The organism is Kitasatospora sp. Ki12, assembly GCF_054601375.1.
The window spans coordinates 649,064-670,624 of record NZ_BAAIHT010000003.1 but is presented as its reverse complement, the minus strand read 5'-3'; the positions used below and the strand labels follow the sequence as shown (position 1 = coordinate 670,624).

The 21,561-nt window shown below is 72.6% G+C and carries 21 protein-coding genes; 9 read left to right on the top strand and 12 right to left on the bottom strand.

Annotated features, from left to right (window positions below; all coding sequences use genetic code 11):
* Positions 1-30: 30 nt before the first annotated feature.
* From ACYP53_RS33390 to ACYP53_RS33370, 5 genes are all read right to left on the bottom strand, one after another.
* A complete protein-coding gene (locus tag ACYP53_RS33390; RefSeq protein WP_459650200.1) occupies positions 31-1,191 on the bottom strand; it encodes a TcdA/TcdB catalytic glycosyltransferase domain-containing protein in 1,161 nt (386 codons plus the stop codon).
* Between the two features lie 258 nt (positions 1,192-1,449).
* Entirely contained in the window at positions 1,450-1,845 is a 396-nt protein-coding gene (locus tag ACYP53_RS33385) for a hypothetical protein (protein WP_459650199.1), read from the bottom strand.
* Positions 1,842-2,351, bottom strand: a complete 510-nt coding sequence (locus ACYP53_RS33380; protein ID WP_459650198.1) for an ABC transporter substrate-binding protein — start codon at positions 2,349-2,351, stop codon at positions 1,842-1,844. Before ACYP53_RS33380 ends, ACYP53_RS33385 begins: the two co-directional genes overlap by 4 nt.
* Before the next feature lie 22 nt (positions 2,352-2,373).
* A complete protein-coding gene (locus ACYP53_RS33375) occupies positions 2,374-3,168 on the bottom strand; it encodes a 2OG-Fe(II) oxygenase (RefSeq protein WP_459650197.1) in 795 nt (264 codons plus the stop codon).
* A 146-nt stretch (positions 3,169-3,314) separates the two neighbouring features.
* Entirely contained in the window at positions 3,315-4,304 is a 990-nt protein-coding gene (locus ACYP53_RS33370; protein WP_459650196.1) for an alpha/beta hydrolase, read from the bottom strand.
* A gap of 371 nt (positions 4,305-4,675) precedes the next feature.
* On the opposite strand from ACYP53_RS33370, the gene ACYP53_RS33365 reads away from it, so the two are divergent.
* Both ACYP53_RS33365 and ACYP53_RS33360 read left to right on the top strand, forming a co-directional pair.
* On the top strand, positions 4,676-4,945 hold the full coding sequence (locus ACYP53_RS33365) for a hypothetical protein (protein WP_189919543.1): 270 nt from the start codon (positions 4,676-4,678) through the stop codon (positions 4,943-4,945).
* The gene (locus ACYP53_RS33360) at positions 4,938-7,985 is read left to right on the top strand and encodes an ATP-binding protein (RefSeq protein WP_459650195.1); all 3,048 of its coding nucleotides are present in this window, start codon (positions 4,938-4,940) and stop codon (positions 7,983-7,985) included. The genes ACYP53_RS33365 and ACYP53_RS33360 overlap by 8 nt, the downstream gene beginning before the upstream one ends.
* A 63-nt stretch (positions 7,986-8,048) precedes the next feature.
* Here ACYP53_RS33360 and ACYP53_RS33355 read toward each other — a convergent pair whose 3' ends face one another.
* The gene (locus ACYP53_RS33355; protein WP_459650194.1) at positions 8,049-9,215 is read right to left on the bottom strand and encodes a damage-control phosphatase ARMT1 family protein; all 1,167 of its coding nucleotides are present in this window, start codon (positions 9,213-9,215) and stop codon (positions 8,049-8,051) included.
* An 87-nt stretch (positions 9,216-9,302) separates the two neighbouring features.
* Positions 9,303-9,875, bottom strand: a complete 573-nt coding sequence (locus ACYP53_RS33350) for a TetR/AcrR family transcriptional regulator (protein WP_459650193.1) — start codon at positions 9,873-9,875, stop codon at positions 9,303-9,305.
* Between the two features lie 122 nt (positions 9,876-9,997).
* On the opposite strand from ACYP53_RS33350, the gene ACYP53_RS33345 reads away from it, so the two are divergent.
* Entirely contained in the window at positions 9,998-10,432 is a 435-nt protein-coding gene (locus ACYP53_RS33345; RefSeq protein ID WP_189919548.1) for a nuclear transport factor 2 family protein, read from the top strand.
* A gap of 64 nt (positions 10,433-10,496) precedes the next feature.
* On the opposite strand, the gene ACYP53_RS33340 is transcribed toward ACYP53_RS33345, so the two are convergent.
* On the bottom strand, positions 10,497-11,435 hold the full coding sequence (locus ACYP53_RS33340; protein ID WP_459650192.1) for a LysR family transcriptional regulator: 939 nt from the start codon (positions 11,433-11,435) through the stop codon (positions 10,497-10,499).
* A gap of 167 nt (positions 11,436-11,602) precedes the next feature.
* Here ACYP53_RS33340 and ACYP53_RS33335 point away from each other — a divergent pair, with 167 nt between their 5' ends.
* The 3 genes from ACYP53_RS33335 to ACYP53_RS33325 all read left to right on the top strand — a co-directional run bounded on the left by ACYP53_RS33335 (position 11,603) and on the right by ACYP53_RS33325 (position 14,263).
* Positions 11,603-12,973: an MFS transporter gene (locus ACYP53_RS33335; RefSeq protein WP_459650191.1), complete on the top strand. Its 1,371-nt coding sequence runs from the start codon at positions 11,603-11,605 to the stop codon at positions 12,971-12,973.
* A gap of 43 nt (positions 12,974-13,016) precedes the next feature.
* Positions 13,017-13,628 carry a cysteine hydrolase family protein gene (locus ACYP53_RS33330; RefSeq protein WP_459650190.1) on the top strand — a complete coding sequence of 204 codons (612 nt, stop codon included), beginning with the start codon at positions 13,017-13,019 and terminating at the stop codon, positions 13,626-13,628.
* Between the two features lie 176 nt (positions 13,629-13,804).
* Positions 13,805-14,263 (top strand): hypothetical protein, encoded by a 459-nt coding sequence (locus ACYP53_RS33325; RefSeq protein ID WP_459650189.1) that lies wholly within the window; start codon positions 13,805-13,807, stop codon positions 14,261-14,263.
* A 12-nt stretch (positions 14,264-14,275) separates the two neighbouring features.
* Here ACYP53_RS33325 and ACYP53_RS33320 read toward each other — a convergent pair whose 3' ends face one another.
* Genes ACYP53_RS33320 through ACYP53_RS33310 form a run of 3 tightly spaced genes read right to left on the bottom strand, consistent with a single transcriptional unit; the run spans position 14,276 to position 16,600 of the window.
* Entirely contained in the window at positions 14,276-14,659 is a 384-nt protein-coding gene (locus ACYP53_RS33320) for a tetratricopeptide repeat protein (protein WP_459650188.1), read from the bottom strand.
* A gap of 13 nt (positions 14,660-14,672) precedes the next feature.
* A complete protein-coding gene (locus ACYP53_RS33315; RefSeq protein WP_459650187.1) occupies positions 14,673-15,362 on the bottom strand; it encodes a response regulator in 690 nt (229 codons plus the stop codon).
* A complete protein-coding gene (locus tag ACYP53_RS33310) occupies positions 15,359-16,600 on the bottom strand; it encodes a sensor histidine kinase (protein WP_459650186.1) in 1,242 nt (413 codons plus the stop codon). The genes ACYP53_RS33315 and ACYP53_RS33310 overlap by 4 nt, the downstream gene beginning before the upstream one ends.
* 202 nt (positions 16,601-16,802) lie before the next feature.
* Between ACYP53_RS33310 and ACYP53_RS33305 the strand changes: the two genes are divergently transcribed.
* Both ACYP53_RS33305 and ACYP53_RS33300 read left to right on the top strand, forming a co-directional pair.
* The gene (locus ACYP53_RS33305) at positions 16,803-17,696 is read left to right on the top strand and encodes an ABC transporter ATP-binding protein (protein ID WP_459650185.1); all 894 of its coding nucleotides are present in this window, start codon (positions 16,803-16,805) and stop codon (positions 17,694-17,696) included.
* The gene (locus tag ACYP53_RS33300) at positions 17,693-18,688 is read left to right on the top strand and encodes a transporter (protein ID WP_459650184.1); all 996 of its coding nucleotides are present in this window, start codon (positions 17,693-17,695) and stop codon (positions 18,686-18,688) included. Before ACYP53_RS33305 ends, ACYP53_RS33300 begins: the two co-directional genes overlap by 4 nt.
* A 118-nt stretch (positions 18,689-18,806) precedes the next feature.
* On the opposite strand, the gene ACYP53_RS33295 is transcribed toward ACYP53_RS33300, so the two are convergent.
* The gene (locus ACYP53_RS33295) at positions 18,807-19,064 is read right to left on the bottom strand and encodes a hypothetical protein (protein WP_459650183.1); all 258 of its coding nucleotides are present in this window, start codon (positions 19,062-19,064) and stop codon (positions 18,807-18,809) included.
* Positions 19,065-19,765: 701 nt separating this feature from the next.
* On the opposite strand from ACYP53_RS33295, the gene ACYP53_RS33290 reads away from it, so the two are divergent.
* Complete coding sequence (locus ACYP53_RS33290) at positions 19,766-21,349, top strand: MBL fold metallo-hydrolase (RefSeq protein ID WP_459650182.1); 1,584 nt, start codon at positions 19,766-19,768, stop codon at positions 21,347-21,349.
* The last annotated feature ends 212 nt before the right edge of the window (positions 21,350-21,561 follow it).

Below are 21,561 nucleotides of genomic sequence, written 5' to 3'. Positions count from 1 at the left end.
CGGACGTCCGACCCAACCGGTGTGATCCGGTCAGTAGTTCTGGTTCTCGCTCTCCGTGGTGAGCCACTGGAGGTGTTCGTGGAACTGCCGCCCGGCGGTCTGGAAGAGGCCATGCTCGCCGGTCTGCAGGCTCTCGACGCCGAACTCCGTGCTCAGGTGCTGATCCACCACCCTGATGAGCTTGAAGGGGCCGGTCGCGGCGGGGCCGACCATGTGGAGTTCGGCGGCGTCGAGGCCGGAGACGTCGGCGGACACCTGGGCGATCATCTTCTCCATCACGGCGGAGTTCTTCTGCACGGCGATGAAGTGGTTGCCGTAGCCCCCGGTGTCCAGCAGGTACCGGGCCGCGATCCGGATCTGCTCGCCGGTGGGGGCACCGGTGACGGGTTCGGCCCCGGCGTGTTCGAGGGTGCCGCTCAGGCTCTGGGCGTCGCGGATGAGCGGGCCGAGCACGGGGACGTCGTTCGCCCGGAGCCGGGGCTGCGTCCGCTGCAGGTCGATGTCGCCGGAGCCCAGGTCGACGTCGGCGTACACCCCGCCGTGCTCCTTCAGGATGCAGTAGCGGGCGATGTCCGAGGCCAGCGGGTACGCCTTGGGCGTGCCCGTGGTGGCCGTGCTGTAGACCTCCCGCACCCGGTCGTCCAGCACCTCCTCGATGGAGCGGAACTTCAGCTTCCCGGTGAACTTGACGCGCAGGGTGTGAGCGGCGGTCCAGGTGCTGTTGCGGTCCGTCCACAGGTTGATGGTCCAGCCGGAGTTCTTGGCCTTCGCCGCCCAGCTGACGACCTGGTTGAACGCGGCCTCGCTGATCGGCCCGCCGATCCAGATGAAGTGGACCTCTTGCGGGATCGTCGGACGGTCCTCGGGGTGGTTGCCGCCGATCGCCCGCCGCAGGTCGTCGAGGTAGGCGGGTGCGGGGTCGACGGCCGACAGCCGCCGCATGAGCAGTTCCACGGCCTCGTGGTTGCCCTGCGCGAGCGAGGTCAGGGCGTACTCGAAGACCTCCCCCTCCTGGTCGGAGTCCAAGGCCTGCCGCCCGGCGCCGTCCTCGCCCTCGCGGGTCAGGTTCAGCGGAGCCCGCTGCACCGCGGCGCCGTGCCGGGCCGCGCAGCCGGGGCCGTGCTCGTGGCGTTCCTGCTCCAGCATCCGGGCCACCGCGGCGTTGCCCATCGACCGTTGGAGGGCCGTCACCTCGCCCGGGCTCCTGGGGCGGCCGGGGGCCGGTGCCGTCGCCGTTGCCCTTGCCGCCGACGCGGTCGTCGTGGCGGGCCGGCGGCGCGCCGCCGCGGGCGCCGTCCGCTGCGCCCCGGTGACGTGTTCGCGCATCGCGTGCTTCCCCTCGATTCCCGTGTACCGGTGTGCCCGTGTGCCCGTGTGCCCGTCCGCCTCCGGGCAGTAGAGCAGGCCCGGCCCCGGGCCGCCAGGGCCGTACGGCTGCCGCGAGGGGCACTACCGCTTGCCCGACCGGGCACGTCCGGGGGCGGCCGCCCTGCCGCCTCGAGGGCCGGGCTCGTCGCCGAGGCCGGTGACCCGCATGGTGATGCTCAGCCGGCCGGTGGTGAGCCCGCAGGCGGGGTCGGCCGTGCCCGGACGGACCTTGGGCACCCCGTGGTGGACGTAGCGGGAAGGGCCGCCGAGGCGGTACGGCTGCCAGTGCCAGCCGATGCGGTCCGTACGGACATGACGCCGCCGCGGCAGTTTTGTGTGCCGGATCGGGACCGGGCCGGTGGCCCAGGCGCGGCAGGCGGCGACGAGCGCGCGCTGCTCGTCGGGGGTGAGCCAGTCCGGCACGTGCACCGCGCCGGGCGCGACCTCCGTGGTGGGGCGGGGAATCAGCGCGTTCACCCACTCACCCCGCTCCGGGAGGTGAGCCGGCCGTCGGCCACGTCCCAGGTGCCGCCGTCCGTGGTGGCGCCGCGCAGCCTGTCCAGGGTCCCGGGGCCGGCCACCGCGGGCAGTCGGGGGTCGGCGAGGGAGGCGAAGGCGACCGTGCGGGCCGGGTCGAAGTCGGTGGACCGGCGCAGCCGGTGGGCGAGTCGGGCGAAGCCGGGGACGGCGGCCGCGACCACCCAGGCGTCGGGGGACTGGGCGGTCAGCCGGCGGGCGGGGCGCAGCCAGGAGGCCGCGTCCTCCGGCCAGTCCACCTCGGTGAGGACCTCGCCGCCGTGATCCCGCCACGCCTCGGCGAACGCGCGGGCGGCGGCACGGGAGGCGTCGTCGCGGCTGTGGCCGATCGCGACGGTCTCGACGCGGGTCCGGGAGTCGGTCAACAGGCCGATGAGGGCGTGGAGTTCGGCGCCGGTGTGCGGAGCGGGGGCGGTGGGTGGGTCCGTACGGGTCGTGCGGGTCATGGTGTTTTCCTGGGAGGAGCGGTCACGAGGCGTCGTGGAAGACGAGGCCGAGGGCGTGCCTGCGGCCGGAGCGCACGGTGCTCACCCCGTGCCGCATCGGGGCGGCCGACCAGCCCCGCTTGGTGGGGACGGGCCGCTCGCGGGTGGTGAACACCAGGGCGTGTCCCTGCGGGAGGGTGGTGGACGAGCCGCGGGACTGGGCGCGGGCGCGCTGCTCGGTCATCAGGAATTCGCCGCCGGTGAAGTCGGTGCCCGGCGCGTGGAGCCCGATCACGACCTGGAGCGGGAAGACCAGCTCGCCGAACACGTCGCGGTGCAGCGCGTTCCAGTCACCGGGACCGTAACGCAGCAGGATCTGCGCGGACTTGACCTGCCCGGCGGCCCGGCACAGCTCCACCCACGCGTCCAGCTCGTCGGGCCACGGCGCGGGCGCCCCCAGCTTGGCGGCCCAGCCGCGCGCGACGGGCAGCAGCCGGCGGTAGAAGGCGGCCCGCAGGTCCCGCACCGGGGACGGCAGGTCGTGCGTGAAGTAGCGGTACTGGCCGGAGCCGAAGCGGTGGCGGGCCATGTCCACCGTCGTGCGGAAGCGGTCGGGCTCGTCGTAGAGCGTGCTGATCGCCCGGCACTCGGCGGGGGTGAGGAGCGGGCCGGTGAGGGCGTGGCCGTAGGCGTCGAGGTCGGCGGCCAGCGCCGCCCAGTCGGTGCGGTCGAGCCGGCCGACGGCGGGGCCGGGCGGCCGGGCGGTGTCGGTGGGCGACGTTTCGCCGACCAGCGGCAGTTCGCCCGGTGGGCGGTCCGTCGTCGTGTGGACGGTCATCGGTCCGGTGTCCTTTCGGCCTGTTGCCGGCGGCCTCGTGCCGCCCTTCACCAGGGTGTGCACCTCCGACGATGCCGTCCGCCGAGGACGGACGCCGGCGGCATTCGGACACGGCGTTGAGGGGGCGCCCGGCCGCCCCCTCGGGCTCACCGTCGGAGGACGCGGCGCAGCCAGCGGGTGCGGGCCTCGTGGGCGTCGCCGGTGAGGGCCGCCTGCGGGGCGAGGGTGTCGAAGCCGTGGCAGGCGCCGGGCCACACGTGCAGTTCGGCCTCGCCGCCCGCCTGCCAGATCGCGTTGGCGTAGCCGACGGCCTCGTCCCGGAACGTCTCGGCGGAGCCCACGTCGACGTACGCCGGCGGCAGCCCGGACAGGTCGGTGGCGCGGGCCGGGGCGGCGTACGGGGAGAGGTCGGCGGCGCCGTACCGGTCGCCGAGCAGGGCCTGCCAGGCGGTGGCGTTGGAGGTGCGGTCCCAGGTGTCGTGGCCGGCCAGCTGGTGGCTGGAGAAGGTGTCGCCGCGGTCGTCGAGCATGGGGCTCAGCAGCAGCTGTCCGATCGCCGTGGGCCCGCCGCGGTCGCGGGCCAGCAGGGCCAGGGCGGCGGCCAGCCCGCCGCCGGCGCTCTTCCCGCCGATGACCACGCGCCGGGGGTCCACGCCCAGCGCCCCCGCCTGTTCGGCCACCCGGACGAGACCGGCGTAGCAGTCCTCCACGGCACCGGGGAAGCGGGTGCCGGGTGCCAGCCGGTACTCGACGGAGACGACCGCCAACCCCAGCGGCAGCGCCCACCCGCGCAGCAGCCGGGGCAGGACGGACCACGCGTTGCCCGTCACCATCCCGCCGCCGTGCAGGTAGTAGAGCAGCGGCAGTTCCGGGCCGGCCCCGGCGGGCCGCGCGCTGACCAGCGTCACCTCGCCCGCGCCGTCGGCCCGCGGCACCCGCAGCTCCTCCACCGCGAACCGGCCGCCGTCGCGCAGCCGGTCGAGCGACGGGCGGGGCCGGGCCGCCGCGTCCCGCTCCTGCCACGCCGTCAGGCCCTCCGGGGTGAGTACCTCCCGTGCCCGCCCGCCGGCGGCCGCCAACGCGGCCCGCAGCTGCGGATCCAGCGGAGGTACCCGTCGGTCCGCCGTCCCACTCACCACTGCGCCCCCTTCGCCGAAGGACGCCCGGCAGCGCCCCGTCCGCCCCAGCCTGCCACCCGAATGCCTGCCATCCGAACCGGCGGAGGGTCTCATACCCGAGTCGTACCCGCCGTCCCGGGACCGGCCGGTGTCGGATCCACGGCGCACGCCCCGCCCGCCGGGTGGTGTGCGGGGCGCACCGGATCGCGGCCCCGCGGGCGCGGGATCCCGGCGCGGTCGAATACCGTCGCAAAGCAGGCCGATTGTGCCGCGATGGTGATCATTTAGGAGTACATGGAGAATCTCCGAATATTTCCCTGACCCCTCATCAGGTGTAAGATGCTGAACCCGCGGCTCCACGCCGGGAGCAATATCAAATGGGGGCAGGCATGGCTGCTGGATGGGAAGCCGATCCTTCCGCTTCGCTGGAGAGGCGCCTGGGGAAATCCGCGAAAGAGCTCGGGACGTCCGAAGGCCGGGACGAATGCCCGGACATCTGGCAGCTTTCGAACGGCGATATCGCCGTGATCGGCCGGGACCTCACCGAGGACTACAGCGGCCGGCTCCCGGACGGCGTCGCCCTGGGCCCGGGGGAGCGGCTCGTCGTCATCCCCGGCCTGATGCTGAGCGTGGCGAAAGCGGACATCGCGGATGCCTGATCGGCGGGCCCCCGAGCTGCGGTCCGAGTGGGGCGAGGTCCTCGCCCGCCACGACTACAAGCGGGACTTCCGTGAGCGGGACGCGCGGGTCCGCGGCCGGGACTCCTGGAAGCTGGAGCGGCGCCAGCACTTCGAGGAGCAGGGAAGTGCCAGCTGGGAAGCCGTGCGCCGGGGCGACTGGGGCGAGGCGCTGCGCCTGCTCGAGGGCCGGCGCGCGGCGCTGCTGGAGATCGGGCGGGAGGACGAGGAGCGCGGCTCCTTCTTCCACCGGGTCCGGGTGGTCGAGCGGCCGCTGTCGGCCTACCTGCAGTGGGAGCTGCACTCGTTGCGGATCCGCGCCGAATGCGGCGAGCGGATCCGCATCCTCGACGCCGGGGCGCTCGTCGACTCCGGGGCCGAGGAATTCGGGCCGCTGCCAGAAATCGTCATTCTCGGCGGCCGAACGGCCTACCAGGTCCTGTACTCGGAGACGGGGATTCCCGTCGGCGCGGTCCGCTACACCGATCCCGATCTCGTCCGCCGGTGGGAGGACTACATCAAGGATCTCCACGAGGCCGGCGAGGACGTCCTCAGCTACTTCGACCGCGAAGTGGCACCCCTGCCCCCACCCACACAGAATCGGAGCACCGTGGCGGACGAGAACGGTGGGAGCACCGGCAGCCCGGGAATGACGCATTCCGCCGTATCCGGGTCTTCGGCGCACGACGTCGTCCAGGCACGGGACGTCCGCGGCGGCATCCACTTCCACCGCCCGCCCGGCCAGGACGGCACCACCCCGAAACCGCGCCAGCTGCCCGCCGACGTCCGCGGCTTCGTCAACCGCGTCGACGAACTCCGCGCCCTGGACGCCACCCTCACCGGAGGGGCGGGGGAGGGTGCCGAAGCTTCCGTCGTCGTCATCGCCGGAACGGCCGGCGCCGGAAAGACCTCCCTCGCCCTGCACTGGGCGCACCGGGCCCGCGACCGCTTCCCCGACGGGCAGCTCTACGTCAACCTCCGCGGCTACGACCCGGGCCGTCCGGTCACCGCGCAGGAGGCCCTCCACCACTTCGTGACCTCCCTCGGCGTGCCCGCCCGGTCCGTCCCCGACGACCCCGGCGCGGCCGCCGCCCTCTACCGCTCCCTGCTCGCCGACCGCCGGGTCCTCGTGGTCCTCGACAACGCCGCGACCGCCGGCCAGGTCCGCCCCCTGCTGCCCGGCACCGCGGGCAGCCTCGTCCTCGTCACCAGCCGCAGCCGGCTGTCCGGCCTCGCCGTACGGGACGGCGCCCGCCGCCTCACCCTCGGCACCCTGCCTGAGGCCGAGGCCGTCGCGCTGCTGCGCGCCGTCACCGCCGGCCACCGGCCCCAGGACGATCCGGCCGAGCTCACCGAACTCGCCCGCCTCTGCGCCCAACTGCCCCTCGCCCTGCGGATCGCCGCCGAACGCGCCGCGAGCCTGCCGCACATGGGCCTGGCCGAGCTGATCGCCGACCTGCGCGACGAATCCGCCCTCTGGGACGCCCTCAGCGTGGGCGAGGACGAGGACATCGACGCCGTCCGCACCGTCTTCGCCTGGTCCTACCGCGCTCTGCCCGACCAGGTCGCCCGGCTGTTCCGACGCCTCGGCCTGCACCCCGGCCCGGACTTCGGACTCCACGCCGCGGCCGCCCTCGCCCACCTCACGCCCAACCGCACCCGGCAACTCCTCGACGCCCTCGTCGGCGCCCACCTCGTGGAACAGAGCGCACCCGACCGCTACCAGTTCCACGACCTCCTGCGCGCCTACGCCACCGGCCAGGCCCACCGCGAGGACACCCCCGACGATCGCCGGGCCGCCCTGCACCGCGTCCTCGACTGGTACCTGCACACCGCCGACGCCGCCCAGCAGTGGCTGCGCCCCGCCGAAGCCCGCCTGCCCCTCGACGCGCCGGCCGACGGCGTCCAGCCGGCGGCCCCCGCCGACTACAACGCCGCCGTCGACTGGGCCGAACGCGAACGCGCCAACCTCCTGCAAGCCGTCCACACGGCCGCCGCGGCGGGCGAGGACCGGCGGACCTGGCAGCTCGCCGCCGTCCTCTGGAACGCCCAAGCCCCCTCCGCCCCCGGCGCCGACTGGCCCCCGGCGGGCCAGGCCGGCCTCGCCGCCGCGGCCCGCCTCGGCGACGACCACGCCCGGGCCCTGCTGCTCACCGGCCTCGGCATGGCGTACACCCGCCTCAACGCCCTCGACGACAGCCTCGAACACCACCGCGCCGCACTCGCGCTCTGGCGCGAGCTCGGCGACCGGCCCAACGAGGCGCACGCCCTCAACCTGCTCGGCCTGGTCCACCTGCACCGGAGACAACTCGGCCCGGCCGCAGGGTACTTCGAGCAGGCGCTGGCCGCCTTCCGGCTCCTCGGCGAGGCGCACTGGGAGGCCACCACCCTCGCCAACCTCGCCAGTGCCCGCTACCGGGCCGGCCGCCTGCCCGAGGCCTCGGCGGCCGTCGACGAAGCACTGACCGTCCACCGGGCACTCAAGAACCAGCGCGGCGAAGGCAACGCCCTGCGCCTGCTCAGCGACATCCGCCGCGAGAACGGCGACCCGGCCGGTGCACTCGCCGCCGCCCACGCGGCCGTCGACATCGCCCTCAACCTGCGCGACCACCGCCTCGAAGGCTTCTGGCTCCTCACCCTCGCCGACGCCCAACGCGCCGACGGACGGCACACCGACGCCCTCGACTCCTACCAGCGCGCCGCCGTCCTCCACCGCCGCCTCGGCGACCGCAGCCGCGAAGCCCAAGCCTGGCACGGCGCCGGCGAGACCTACCGCCACCTCGACCGCCCCACCGAAGCCGCCGCCTTCCTCCGCCGGGCCGCCGCCACCCACCACGACCTCGCCGACCCCTGGCACGAGGCCCTCGCCCTCACCGCCCTGGCCGCCGCGCTGCCCCCCGACGACCTGTCCGCGGCCCGCCACCGCCAGGACGCGCTCGCCCTCCTGGCCGCCGCCGGGTACGACGACCCGCGCGCGGCGGCGATGCGGGAGCGGATCGCGCGGCAGGTGGAGGCGGGCTGACTCCGGGAGCGCCCGCGCGCGGGTCCGTTCCCGGCGCCGGGAGCCGGACGTCCGCTGCCCCGGCTACCGGTGGGCGGTGACCTGGATGACGGCGTGGTGGCCGGTGGTGCGCCAGGGGGTGCCGGTGGTGTCGAGGCGGGTGAGGGTGGCGGGGTCGAGGCCGACGACGACGTCCGACTTCAGGGTTCGCAGGGCGGCGACGGGGGACGGGAAGTGCTCCGTGGCGTCGGTGAACGGGGTGGTCGGCGGCCAGAGCCGGTCGCCGACCAGGCGGCGGTAGTTGAGGTCGCCCTTGAGGATCGTCAGTGCCGCGCCCGCGAACTCGGCCCGGAGGTCGGCGGGCAGGTCGTGGTAGGGCAGTGGCGCGCAGAAGAAGGGGTGGGTGCGGACCACGAGCGTGCCGTCGCCCATGGCCCGCCAGAGCCGTTCGCCGATGTCGGAGGCGGCTCGGGAGGGTGCGGTGCGGAGGCGGTCGAGGGCGGCGAGTACGTCGGTCATGGTCGCGTCCGACACGAAGTACGGCTGCGGCTTCACGTACAGGCCGACCTGCGAGGTGAGGCCGCGGGCGAGGAGGTGGTCGATCAGGACGAGGTCGGGCAGCAGCTCCCGGCCCGCGTTGTCGGCGACGACGCAGACCCGCCCGCCGTCGGCCCGTTCCAGCGCGGCCCACAGCAGCGCGCTGTCGTCGGCGAGCAGGTCGGACGGGGTCGTCCCGTCCGCCCGCGCCGTGATCCGGAAGCTGAGGTCCGCGCGGTTGCCCCAGAGGGCGGACGAGAGCAGGGCGTGCGCCCGCCGGTCGTGCGGCAGCGCGTCGAGTCCGTCCAGCGCGGCCAGCTCGCCGTCGACCGCCGTTCCGCCGAGTTCGGTGGCCTTGAACGGGGCGAACGGGTCGACGCCGTGCCAGGCTCCGGGCCGGAAGTAGCCGGTGGCGTCGAGCAGTCGGCGGTAGAAGTAGCTCTCCGCCCACAGGAAGGGCGCCTCGCCCCACGGCTCGCCCCACCGGCCGTCGCCCCACCGCAGCCACTGGGCGGCGTCGGGCGCGTCCGCGGGCAGCGGCTCCAGGACGCCGGTGGTGCTCTCCGCGAGCAGCCGCTCGACCGCCGCCCGTTCGGTGGGGCCGTACGGCAGGGCGTCGAGGACCTGGCGGACGAGCGCGGGGTGGCGTTCGTGGAAGACGCTCCAGGCGAAGGTCCCGGGGACGTCGCTGCGGATCACGGGCGCGTGCGGCACGGTGGGGGCTCGTTTCTCGTGCGGGCCGTCGGAAGGGGTCGTCCGGGCGGGTCCTATGCGTGGGCCGCCCGGCCGGGGTGGCGGCGGTCAGTGCGGTCGTAGTCCGGTGAAGACCACGTCGTAGACGCGTTCGCGGGCCGCGGGGTCGGCCGCGAGGTGCTCGGTCGCCGCGCCGACGCCGACGAGCAGGGCGATCAGTTCCGGCAGGCCGACCTCGGGGCGGACCGCGCCGGCCTGCTGCGCCCCGGCCAGGAGTTCGGCGAGCCGGCCGCGCATCTGGTCGCTGGATTCCCGCAGGGAGGCGTGCACGTCGACCCCGGCTTCGGCGAGGGCCCGGGTGAACTCCTGTTTGCCGGCGGACTGTTCGACCACCAGCCGGAAGCAGGCGAAGAACGCCTCGGCGGGTTCGGTCTCGGCGGCGAGCTGCGCGGCGCGGGCCGTGATGGTCTCCAGCCGGCGGACCACGACCGCCTCCAGCAGCGCCTCCTTGGTGGGGAAGTGCCGGAAGAGGGTGCCGACCCCGACCCCGGCGGCGCGGGCGATCTCCTCGGTGGGCACGCCGACGCCGCGGGTGGCGAACACCTCGGTGGCGACGTCGAGCAGCCTGGCGCGGTTGCGGGCCGCGTCCGCGCGCAGCGGTCGTGGCGAAGCGTCGTTCATGGCACCCGTTTTCCGTCCGCGGTGAGCGCGGCACTACCTGTGGACAACCGGAGTGGTCAGTCCGTATCGTTCTAAGCGGAGTCGCTGGTCCGATTCTAGCGACACGATTCTGGGGGTTGATCATGTCCGAAACGCTGTCGCCGCGCGAGGTCTTCCACGAGCTGCTGACGGGCATCAGTGAAGGACGGTTCATGGAGGTCACCCGGCTCTACGCCGAGGACACCGTCGTCGAAACCGTCTTCGAACCGGTCGGTCCGCGCCGCTACGAGGGGCGCGCCGTCCTCGCGGAGCGGTTCGCGCAGGTCGCCGAGCACTCGCCGCTGGAACTGCGGGCGGAGAACGTGGTGGTCCGGGAGACCGACGACCCGGAGGTGGTCGTCGCCGAATGGGACTACCAGGTGCGCCACCGGGAGACCGGGCGGACCTTCCAATCCGCGAACATCCAGGTCCTGCGGGTCCGCGACGGCCTGATCGTGCACAGCCGCGACTACCACGACCACCTGGCCTTCGCCGTGGCCGGCGAACGGCTGGCCGAGCTGGTGGAGGCCCTGGGCTGACCCCGCCGGGGGCGCTCGGTCGCCGGCCCCCGGCTCCCGCTCGCCGCCCGGCTCCCGCCGCCGTTCAGTGGGGGTGGACCCACTCCGGTACCCACGTCCGCGCGCCGTCGCGGCTGCCGTCGGCCGCGGCGGCGAGGTGGGCGCGGAGGGTCGGGAGGGCGGGGTGGGGGTTGTCGCGGTGCCAGAGGAGGGAGTGGGGGTAGACGGGGGTGGGGTCGGTGACGGGGATGAGGCGCAGGCCGTAGCGGGCGGGCCAGACGTGGCGGGTCCGTTCGCCCATGAAGGTGGCGAGGGCGGGGGTCTCGGCGATGGTGTCGAGGAGGGCGTCGGAGCCGAAGTTGGGGCCGGTGGCTTCGATGGTGAGGCCGAACTCGGCGACGAGGTCGTCGTAGTAGGCGCCCCATTCGGTGCCGGGGACGATCCCGGGCATCCAGATCCGGTGGCCGACGAGGTCGGCGAGGGCGACCGACTTGGCGTTGGCCAGGGCGTGGGCGGGGCCGGTGAGCAGCTGGAGCGGTTCGTCGAGGACCCGGACGGCCGCGATGTCGTCGGGGAGGGGCCGTCCGGGCGCGGTGACGGCGCGGAAGGACGCGTCGAGGGCACCGGAGCGGATGGCGGCGACGGCCGCCTCGATCTCGAACAGCATGACCACGTCGAGGTCGATGTCCGGGTGGGTGCGGTGGAAGCCGCGCATCAGGCCGGCCGCGCCGCCGCGGGAGGCGATGACGTCGACCCGCAGGGGCCGGCGGCCGGTGTGCACGGAGGCGACGGCGCGCTCGGCGACGCGCAGCAGTTCGCGCGCGTGGGGCAGGAACGCCTGTCCGTCGATGGTGAGTTCGGCGCCGCGCGGGGTGCGGATGAAGAGGCGTACCCCGAGGTCGCGTTCGAGCGCGGCGACCCGTTTGGAGACGGCCTGCTGGGTGACGGACAGGTCGACGGCGGCCTTCTGGAACTGGCCGGCTTCGGCGATGGCGGCGAAGGTGCGTACTGCTTCGAGGTCCACGCCGACCCACTGTAGTGAACAACCAGTGGTTGTGCGATGAGCGGCAGACGGTTGTTTGACCTGCCTTTGCGCCGCCCGATTAGCTCTCACCGGTCAACGTCGGTTTGTTCGAACGGGACGTCGAGGGGAGCGCACCGCGCATGAGGCGCATGAGGCGCATGAGGTCTATGAGGGGCAGGAGCCGGCTGGGCCGGCGGTTCGGCTGGCTGTGGGCGGCGTACGCGGTGAGCGCGTACGGGTCCGGGCTGGGGTTCGGGGCGTTGCCGATGATCGCCGTGCTGGTGCTGCACACCGGCCCGGCCGAGGTGTCCGCGCTGTCGGCGGTCGGGCCGGCGGTCGGGGCGCTGATCGCGGTGCCGCTCGCGCCGTGGGTGGAGTTCCGGCGCAAGCGTCCGGTGATGATCGGGATGGACCTGGCCCGGTTCGCGGCCATGGCCTCGATCCCGGCGGCCTACGCCCTCGGGTGGCTGGGCTTCGTCCAGCTGCTCGTGGTGTCGGTCGTGGTGGCGGCGGCCAAGATCGCGTTCGGGGCCGCCAGCGGCGCCTACCTCAAGGCGCTCGTCCGGCCGGACGACCTGCTGGTGGCCAACGCCCGGTTCGAATCCACGAACTGGAGCTCCATCGCGGTGGGGCCCCCGTTGGGCGGGGCGGCGATCGGCCTGTTCGGGCCGGTCGCCACGGTGCTGGCCGACGCGCTCAGCTACCTGCTGTCCGCGCTGGGCATCGCCGCGATCGGCGGCCGGGAGGAGCCCCCGCGCCCGAGCGGCGGGAGCGCGGCCCGGTCGGGCGGCGACGGCGCGGCCCGGTCGGGCGGCGACGGCGCGGCCCGGTCGGGCGGCAGGAGCCCGGCCCGGTCGGGGGCGCTGCTGGACGGCTGGCGGCACATCCTGGGCGACCCCGGCCTGCGGGCGCTCTACCTCAACAACATGCTCGTCTCCGGGCTGATCATGGCCACCGAGCCGGTGCTCGCCGTGCTCCTGCTGCGCCAACTCGGCTTCGCCCCCTGGCAGTACGGCCTCGCGTTCGCCGCGCCCTGCCTCGGTGGGCTGGTCGGCTCCCGGCTGGCCCGCCGGGTCGTCGCCCGCTACGGGCGGGACCGGGTCTTCCGGACGGTCGGCACCCTGCGCGCGGTCTGGCTGATCGGCCTGGCCTTCGTCCGTCCGGGCGTCGTCGGACTGGTCACCGTGATCGCCGTGGAGCTGGCGATCATCGTCAACATGAGCCTGTACACCCCGGTGCTCGCCACCTACCGGCTCGAACGCACCCCCGGCCACCTCGTCGCCCGCACCCTGTCGGCCTGGTCGATCGGCCAGCAGGCGGCCATCGCCACCCTCACCACGCTCGGCGGGCTGCTCGCCGCTGCCACCGGGCCGCGCACCGCCCTCACGGTCGCGGGACTGCTCATGCTGGCGACCCCGCTCCTGCTTCCCCGGCGTGACCAGGTGGCGCGGTCGGAGCAGGAACAGGAGCAGGAACAGGAGCAGGAGCAGGAACAGGAACAGGAACCAGGGCCGGAGCCTGCCGGCCGCCCCGCATGACCCACCACTGACCCGCCACCCGCCGCCTCAGGAGGCCACCCGTATGACCAGCACACCCGCCCCCGCCCACACCGCCCTCCTCGTCCTCGACTGCCAGCCCGCCGTCCTGGCCGCGTTGCCCGACGACGGTGACCGCGACGCCCTGCTCGGCTGCCTGGCGGACGCCGTCGCCGCGGTGCGCGGGTCCGGCGGCACCGTCGCCCACGTCCGCGTCGGCTTCACCGAGGCCGGCTGGGACGCCGTCCCGGACAGCAACACGTCCTTCGCCCCGCTCGCCCGGCACCGGGCCCTGCACCACGAGGACCCCGCCACCGCCGTCCACCGGCGGCTGGCCCCCCGGGAGGGCGACATCGTCGTCCGCAAGACCCGCTTCGGCGCCCTGTCCACCACCGACCTCGACCGGCGGCTGCGCGAGCGGGGCATCACCACCCTGGTCGTCGCCGGCCTCAGCACCGGCGGCGCCGTCCTGTCCACCGTCCTCGACGCGGCCGACCGCGACTACCGGCTGTACGTCCTGTCCGACGGCGTCGCCGACCCGGACCCCGAGGTCCACGCGATCCTGCTCCACCGGGTCCTGCCCACGCGGGCCCGCCTCGTCGACACCGCCGGGCTGCGCTCCCTGCTCGGGAACGCCCCCCGGCCCCGGGTCCGCTGAGACAGGCCGGGGCGCCGGACCGGGAGGCGGGCGACGGCGCTGATGTGACGCCGCTACCCGGGGTTTGCCGGTCGCGCGGGGAGGGGCAGGAACGGCTCGGGTGGGTCCGCCGCACCTGAGAGTGCTCCGAAGGCTCGGCGAAGGCGTTCGGGCCGGTGGGGCGGGGGAGGGGTTCCATGGATCCAGCCGCGCTCGCGGCCCTCGCGGGTTCGTCGCTCGTCGGGGCGATGGCCACCGACGCGTGGGAGTACGCGCGGGACGGGGTGGTCGCCGTGTGGCGCCGGTTCCGTCCGGAGCGTGCGGAGCTGGTCGACGAGGACCTGACCGAGCTGCGCCGGGAGGTGCTGGTGGCCGAGGAGCAGGACGACGAGGGCCTGCGGGAGGCGCTCGCCGCGGACTGGCGGCAGCGGCTGTCCGAGCTGCTCCGCCGACAGCCCGAGCTCGCATTGGAGTTGGAGCGGGTGCTGGACGAGGTGCTCGCTCCGACGCTGCCCGAGGAGGCGAGGACGCGGGTCTACAGGCAGACCAGCATCGCCCACGGCAACGGACGCGTCTTCGGGGTCCAGGGCGGGAACCTGATCTACCACGAGGGCGGGGAGCTGGCCGGCGGCAGCCCGGAGGGGGCTGCTGGCTGACGTCCGGGCCGGTCAGTCGGCGAGTTCCGCGCGCAGCGTGTCACGGTAGGCCTCGAAGCGCCCGAGGTCGGTCGTGAACGCCGCGGGGTTCGCCGAGGCCAGCTCCCGCTGGATCCCGACGGCTTCCTCGATCAGTGCCAACCCCTTGCGGACGAAGCCGAGTTGGGACCAGCGGTCGCCCAGGTTGGCGAGCGCTCGGGCCAGTGCGGACCGGTAGGCCGACGGGTGCTCCTCGGCCAGGGTGCGGAAGATGCCGCTCGCGGCATGGCCCCGGTAGATCCGGACGGCCTCCTCGGTGGCCGCCAGCGCCGCCGCCGGCCGGCCGAGGGCGGCGAGCCGGATCCCGAGGTTGGACAGCGCGACGGCGAGGAACTCGTGCAGGACGGGGTTGACCACGGTGCGTCGTTGGTCAGCACTGGTGCGATGTGTCGTCGGCTGCTGGTGCCGGGTGGACCAGGCGGGCGTCGTAGGCGGCGATGACGAGTTGGGCCCGGTCGCGGGCGCCGAGTTTCATGAGCAGGCGTCCGACGTGAGTCTTGGCGGTGGACAGGCTGACGTGCAGGTGGGCGGCGATCTCGGTGTTCGACAGGCCGAGGCCGACCAGGGTGAGTACCTCCCGCTCCCGTTCGGTTGTCTCCGCCAGTGCGGCGGAGGGCCGGCTGGGAGCTTCGGGGCGGCGGGTGTACTCCTCGATGAGGCGGCGGGTGACGCCCGGGGCGAGGAGGGCGTCGCCGGCCGCGATGACGCGGATCGCGGCCAGCAGGTCGGCCGGCCGGGTGTCCTTGAGCAGGAATCCGCTCGCGCCTGCATGGAGGGCGGCGAAAACGTACTCGTCGATGTCAAAGGTCGTCAGGACCAGCACTCTGACACCGGAGGTCGTCGGGTCGGCGGTGATCCGCCGGGTCGCTTCGATGCCGTCCAGGCCCGGCATCCTGATGTCCATCAGGACGACGTCGGGCTTCTCACGTCGGGCGAGGTCGACAGCCTCCTCACCCGACTCGGCCTCGCCGACGGCGGTCAGATCGGGTGCGGTGTCCACGAGGATGCGGAAGCTGCCACGGACCAGCGCCTGGTCGTCGGCCACCAGCACGCGGATCACAGGGAGTCCCCGGTCGTCGGGAACGGGAACCGGGCAGTGACCCGGAAGCCTCGCCCCGGCCTCGGCCCGGCCCGGAACTCGCCGCCGTACATGCCGACCCGCTCACGCATGCCGACGATGCCATGGCCGGCCACCGGCCGGGCGGCGCCTTGCCTGGAGCCATTTTCAGCACCGATGCCGTCGTCCGTGACCTCCACCGTCACCGCATCAGGGTGATACGTGACGGCCACCCGGCACCGTTCCACCGCCGCGTGTTTGATTACGTTGGTGACCGCCTCCTGAACGACCCTGAAGGCGGCCAGGTCCAGGCCGGGAGACAGCTCCGGACGTTCGCCGCAGACCTCCAGACCCACCTGAACACCTGCCTCGGCGGCCCGCCCCACCAACGCAGGGAGGTCCGCCAGCCCCGGTGCAGGGGCTGTGCCGGCATCACCTCGGCCCGGATGCCCACTGCCCTCCTCGCCCCTGAGAATTCCGAGCATCGCCCGCATCTCCCGCATCGCCCCGCGGCTGGTCTCCTCGATGGACGACAGCGCGCGCCGCGCCTCGTCCGGATGCTCGGCGGCGACGTGATTCGCGACCCCTGCCTGTACCGCGATCACGCTCATCGTGTGGGCTACCACGTCGTGCAACTCCCTTGCTATCCGCAGGCGTTCCTCACTGGCCGCGCGACGGGCCTCGGCCAGCTGCTCCTGGGCCCGCTGCTCGGCCTGGGCGCGCAGGCTGTCGGTGTAGAGCCTCTGCTGCTGCACCGCGTAGCCGATGGTCCACGCCACTGTGACGAGCAGTGCGCTTTCAATCACCAACGCGGCACTGTGCCGGGTGGGTGGACCGTACGGCAAGTCGAGGAAACCGGTGAGCCCGGCAGCCGGCACCATCACCATCAAGGTCGCGGCAAGCACGCGGAGCGCCCCGCGACGCGGGAACCGCTGAGGGATCACGTACGTCACGAAGGCGACCGCCACCAGCGGCACCGGCCCCCCGCGCACGAAGGTGGTCATGGCTCCGACGGTCACGACCGATACGAGTACGGCACGCGGCCAGCGCCGGCGGAACACCACCGCCACCAGCGAGAGTACGGCGATCAGGACGTCCACCAGGTTCAGCCCGCCCAGGTCGGCCGAGCTCTGCCAGAGCAGGGTGGAACCGGCCATCGCCAGCACTGCGGCGGCGCAGTCGATCACGACCCAGTGCCTCGTGCTCAGACGCTTGAGCAGGGGCGGTTGAAGAGACTCCATGATCGCAATGTAGCCACCAGGACCCGGGCCCCGCGTCGGTCTGGAGACTGACGCTCAGAGCTGTACCTGAGGCCAGTCGGCCGTGTCGAGGTCTGTTCTCAGGCCCGACGCCGTCGCCACCGCTCCGACGGCATGGTGGAAGCCGTCGCTGCGGCACGCCGCGGCGAATCGCTCACGGGCTGCCCGCGATCAGAGGAGGAGCATGACCGCCGTCATCGAGGCCCACGGATTGGGCAAGCGGTATCGGGGCCGGTGGGCCTTGACGGAGTGCACGCTGTCGATCCCGCCGGGACGGGTGGTGGGGCTGGTCGGCCCCAACGGCGCCGGCAAGTCCACACTGCTGAACCTGGTCTGTGGCCAAACCAGCCCCACCACCGGAACACTCCGCGTCCTCGGCGGCCGGCCCGGGGAGGGTCCCGGACAGCTGGCCCGGGTCGGCTTCGTCGCCCAGGACACCCCGGTCTACGCCGACTTGTCGGTCGCCGACCACCTGCACTTCGGCGCCAGCATGAACCCCGTCTGGGACCACGACGCCGCACACCGCAGGATTGAACAGCTCGGCCTCGATCCGCAGCAGAAGGCCGGCAGGCTGTCCGGCGGTCAACGCGCCCAACTGGCACTGACGCTCGCCGCCGCGAAGCAGCCCGAACTACTGCTGTTGGACGAGCCGGTGGCCGCGCTCGACCCGCTGGCCCGGCGCTCCTTCCTGCACGGCCTCACGGAGTTCGCCGGAGAACAGGAGGGCAGGACCATCGTCCTGTCCTCCCACGTGATCACTGATCTCGAACGAGTCTGCGACTACCTGCTCCTGATCTCCGGAGCCCGGGTCCAACTGGCCGGACCGTGCGAAGACCTGATCGCCGAGCACTACCGGATCGTCGGCCGGCGCCGTGCGGCCTCCACACTTCCCGCGTCGCTCTCGATCGTGCAAGAGAGCCACACCGACCATCAGAGCGCATTCGTCGTCAGGGCCACCACGCCGCTCCCCGAGGGCGACTGGCAAGCCGAGCGCCTCGACCTCGAAGACCTGGTCCTCGCCTACCTGGCCCGCGACCGGCGGGCGCACAACTCGCATGACCTGGAGGGCCTCCGATGATCTGGATGACCTGGCGCCAGTTCCGTACGCAGGCGATCGCCGGCGCGATCGCTCTCGCCGCAGCCGCGATCTACCTCCTGGTGCTCGGCCTGAACATCCGCGGTGACTACGACCGCAGCCTGGCGGGGTGCATCGCCACGGGCTGCGCGCCCGGCCTCGTCACGGGCTTCACGGACAAGTACTCCACCGTCGTGATGCTCACGGACCTGGCCCTGATGACCGTCCCCGGCCTGCTCGGCGTCTTCTGGGGAGCGCCGTTGATCAGCGGGGAACTGGCAGCCGGAACCCATCGGCTGGCCTGGCACCAGAGCGTCACCCGGACCCGCTGGCTGACAGTGAAGCTGCTGGTCGTCGGTCTCGGTGCAGTGGCCCTGACGGGACTGCTCGACCTGCTGATGTCCTGGGGCGCGGGCCAGTACGACACGGTCAAGGCCGCCCGGTTCTCCGCGCTGGTCTTCGGTGCGCGTGGCGTCGTTCCGCTCTCCTACGCGGCCTTCGCCTTCGCCCTGGGAGCCGCCACCGGCGTACTACTGCGCCGACCGGTCGCCGCCATGGGTCTGACCCTGGCCGTGTTCACGGCCGTGCAGTTCGCCGTGCCGACCGCCCTTCGCACGGACTACCTCCCGCCGCGCACCGCGGATGTCCGGCTCGACGCGACGACGCTGAGCCACGCCGACGGCATCATCCAGAACGGCTCGTCGCTCGTCATCAGCGGCATCTCCCTTCCCGACGCCTGGGTCGTTTCCGCCGGCCACGCGCTCGACTCGGCCGGACAACCGCCCACGGCGGAGAAGATCGATCGCTGTCTGAGGCCGGGGCAGCTCGAAGGGACGATCGACTGCCTGGCCGGGCAGGACCTCCACGTGACCGCCACCTTCCAGCCGAACACCCGCTACTGGCCCTTTCAGCTGATCGAGGCAGCGCTCTACACCACCATGGCTGCGGTGCTGTCGGGCTTCTGCTTCCTCTGGATCCGGCGCCGCACGACCTGATTCAGCTCCGCTCGGTCTCGGGCCGGATACGGGTCCGAGACCGAGCTCATGCCCTCTCGACACATGCGGAGCGCACGACGCTGTCCGGCGCGCTGCGTCCCGGGGATCCGCAGCGTCGTCACGGCAGAAGCGTCCAGCAGCCGGTTCCGATGAAGATGCAGCCGGTCACCGCGAGCAGTACGCCGAGAACGCTCTGGACACGGCCTGGCGTGGGGGCGGGGGACAGGCGCCGAACGTGAGACGGAAGGTTGGCCCTGTCAGCGGCCTGACGTGCGGTGAAGCGGGTCGCGATGCCGCGGAAGTCGGTTGCCCAGAGGACTCCGAGCGTCAGCGCCGGAAGGCCGAGTAGCAGGAGGGTGATTGCGGAGTACGTCACGGTTGGGGTCCTCGGTGAGGTGCCGCTGCCGACCCGAGGCCAAAGCAAGAGAACGGGCAAGGCGCTTCATCGGTTCCTCGGCTCTCTTCCGGAAGGTGACGGGAACGCCAACAGCTTTTACCTGCAAGAGATTTGTATCCGCCTCCATCGGCGTGGCCTCCGATTCTGTGTGCCGCCGGGCGGAGGTTCAAGGTCTCCGGGGTCACTTGACTGTGCGCGCCGGCGACGGAATGGTGTTGACCAGATGCCGCTCATGACTGCTGACGCCCTCCCAGGAGGCGCCTTCGCGTCGCGGCGCCGGCTGGTGCGCGCAGGCGGCCGGTTGGAGAAGTCCGCGGCGGTGATCGTCCTCATCGCGCCAGGGCGGCGGTTCATCGCCGGCAGAACCCCGTTGATAGCGGTTTCGAGCAGCCGGACGGCAAGCGATGGTCCGAAATCGCATTTCAGTGCCCGGTGGAGCTGTCCAAGTGCTGCTCGGACGCAGTTGAACAGTCATCGGAATTCTTATTCCCAGTGGACGGCCTGAAGTATTGATCGGGCGAACCGGATTGGGTCATCCTGATTCCGGAGAGCGCCTGGCGGGTGATGAGTCGGAAGTTTTGCCCCCCAGGTTCCTGATCGGGCTGCCCGGATTCGGGTGAATCGCGCACGTCCCGATCCTCCGATCAATTTTTCGAGCCTTTTCGGGTGGAGGGATGCAGATGGCTGACGAACAACTCTTTCTGCGGTCAAAGGTCATCATCGAGCCGCTGATCGACAGGTTCTTCGCGTGGCCGTACACCATGGCGCCGGTGCAGTCGGCGATGAACCTCGCGTTCCTCCAGGTGCCGCTGCTCGAGTCGTACCTGCAGTCCCCGCAGGTGCACGTCGCGGCGAGCAACAACCCCGAGCTGCGCGGCGGGTACTTCATCAACATTCCGGAGGAGCGGGCCGACGAGGTCCGTGACCTGCTGGACTCGATCAAGCGGGACCGCGCCGGGATCCTCCGGTTCGCCGAAGCGATCGCAGCCGGCCAGGAGCTGTTGCGGGCGAATGCAACGGGTTTCGACCTCACTCCGCTGTATCCGAAGCTGCCGCCCGAGCTGGGCGGTCTGGTCGAGCTCGCCTACGATACCGACAACCACGCGCAGATGCGCTTCATGGAGCCGGTGGTCTACAAGAGCGGCGTCTACCAGGAGTCGCGCCAGTCCGTGCAGCTGTCCTTCGAGACCGGGATCGAGCGTCCCTTCGTCCTGAGTACGCCGCGGTTGCCGTCGCCGGACGTGCTGGAGCTCGACATCCCGTTCCGGCACGCGGGTCTCGAGGAGCTCTTCAAGAGCCGGGTGAAGGCCACCACGCTCGGGCACCTGCGCGAGGCGCTGGAGCTGAACGATGCCCAGGCGGCGCAGCTCGCCGGGATGCTGAGCGACCGGCCCAGCCTGGCGGAGGACCGGCACATCGAGTCGGGCGGCCGGATCCGCTATTTCGGCCATGCCTGTCTGGTGCTCCAGACGCCCGAGGCCGCCGTCGTCACCGACCCGTTCATCAGCGCGGACAGCACCGCCGGTGACCGGTACTCCCTGGACGACCTCCCCGACTTCATCGACCTCGTGGTGATCACCCACGGCCACCAGGACCACATCGTCCTGGAGACGCTGCTCCAGCTCCGCGGCCGGGTCGGGGCGATCGTGGTGCCGCGTTCGTCGCGTGGCAACCTCGCGGACCCGTCGATGGGTCTGATGCTGAAGCACCAGGGCTTCCCGGTGATCGAGGTCGACGACTTCGACGAGGTGGAGTTCCCGGGCGGGAAGGTGGTGGCGACCCCGTTCCTGGGCGAGCACTGCGACCTGGACATCCGTGCCAAGTCGACCTACTGGGTCGAGCTCGCGGGCAAGAAGGTCTTCGTGGGCGCCGACTCCTCGGGCATCGACCCGATGCTGTACCGCTACGTCAAGGGCCACCTGGGGACCGCCGACATCGCCTTCCTGGGCATGGAGTGCGACGGCGCTCCCCTGACCTGGCTGTACCAGGCGCTGCTGACCATCCCGGTCACCAAGAAGATGAGCAACTCGCGCAAGCTGTCGGGGTCGAACGCCGAGCAGGCGGCGGCCATCATGACCGAACTGGGGGCCACCGAGGCGTACGTCTACGCCATGGGCGAGGAGGACTGGCTGGGCCACGTCATGGCCACCACCTACACGCCGGACACCTACCAGATCAAGCAGATCGATGAGTTCATGACCTGGTGCAAGGAGCGCAACATCAAGGCCGGGCACCTCTTCAAGCAGCAGGAGTGGCGCTGGTAGCTCCCAGGGCCGCGGCAGCCGGCGTGGCAGGGGATCCGCAGGCGATCGAGGACCGCGATCCTCCGATCACGTGATCCCTGCCCCGCCGGAATTGCCGACCCGCCCCGTCCGTCCGTTGGCTTTTGGATATTCTTGGGGGCCGATCTTGGCTGTGCACGCGATTGCCTACGTCGAGCTGTATACGCGGGACAAGATGCCCGTCGTCGATCACC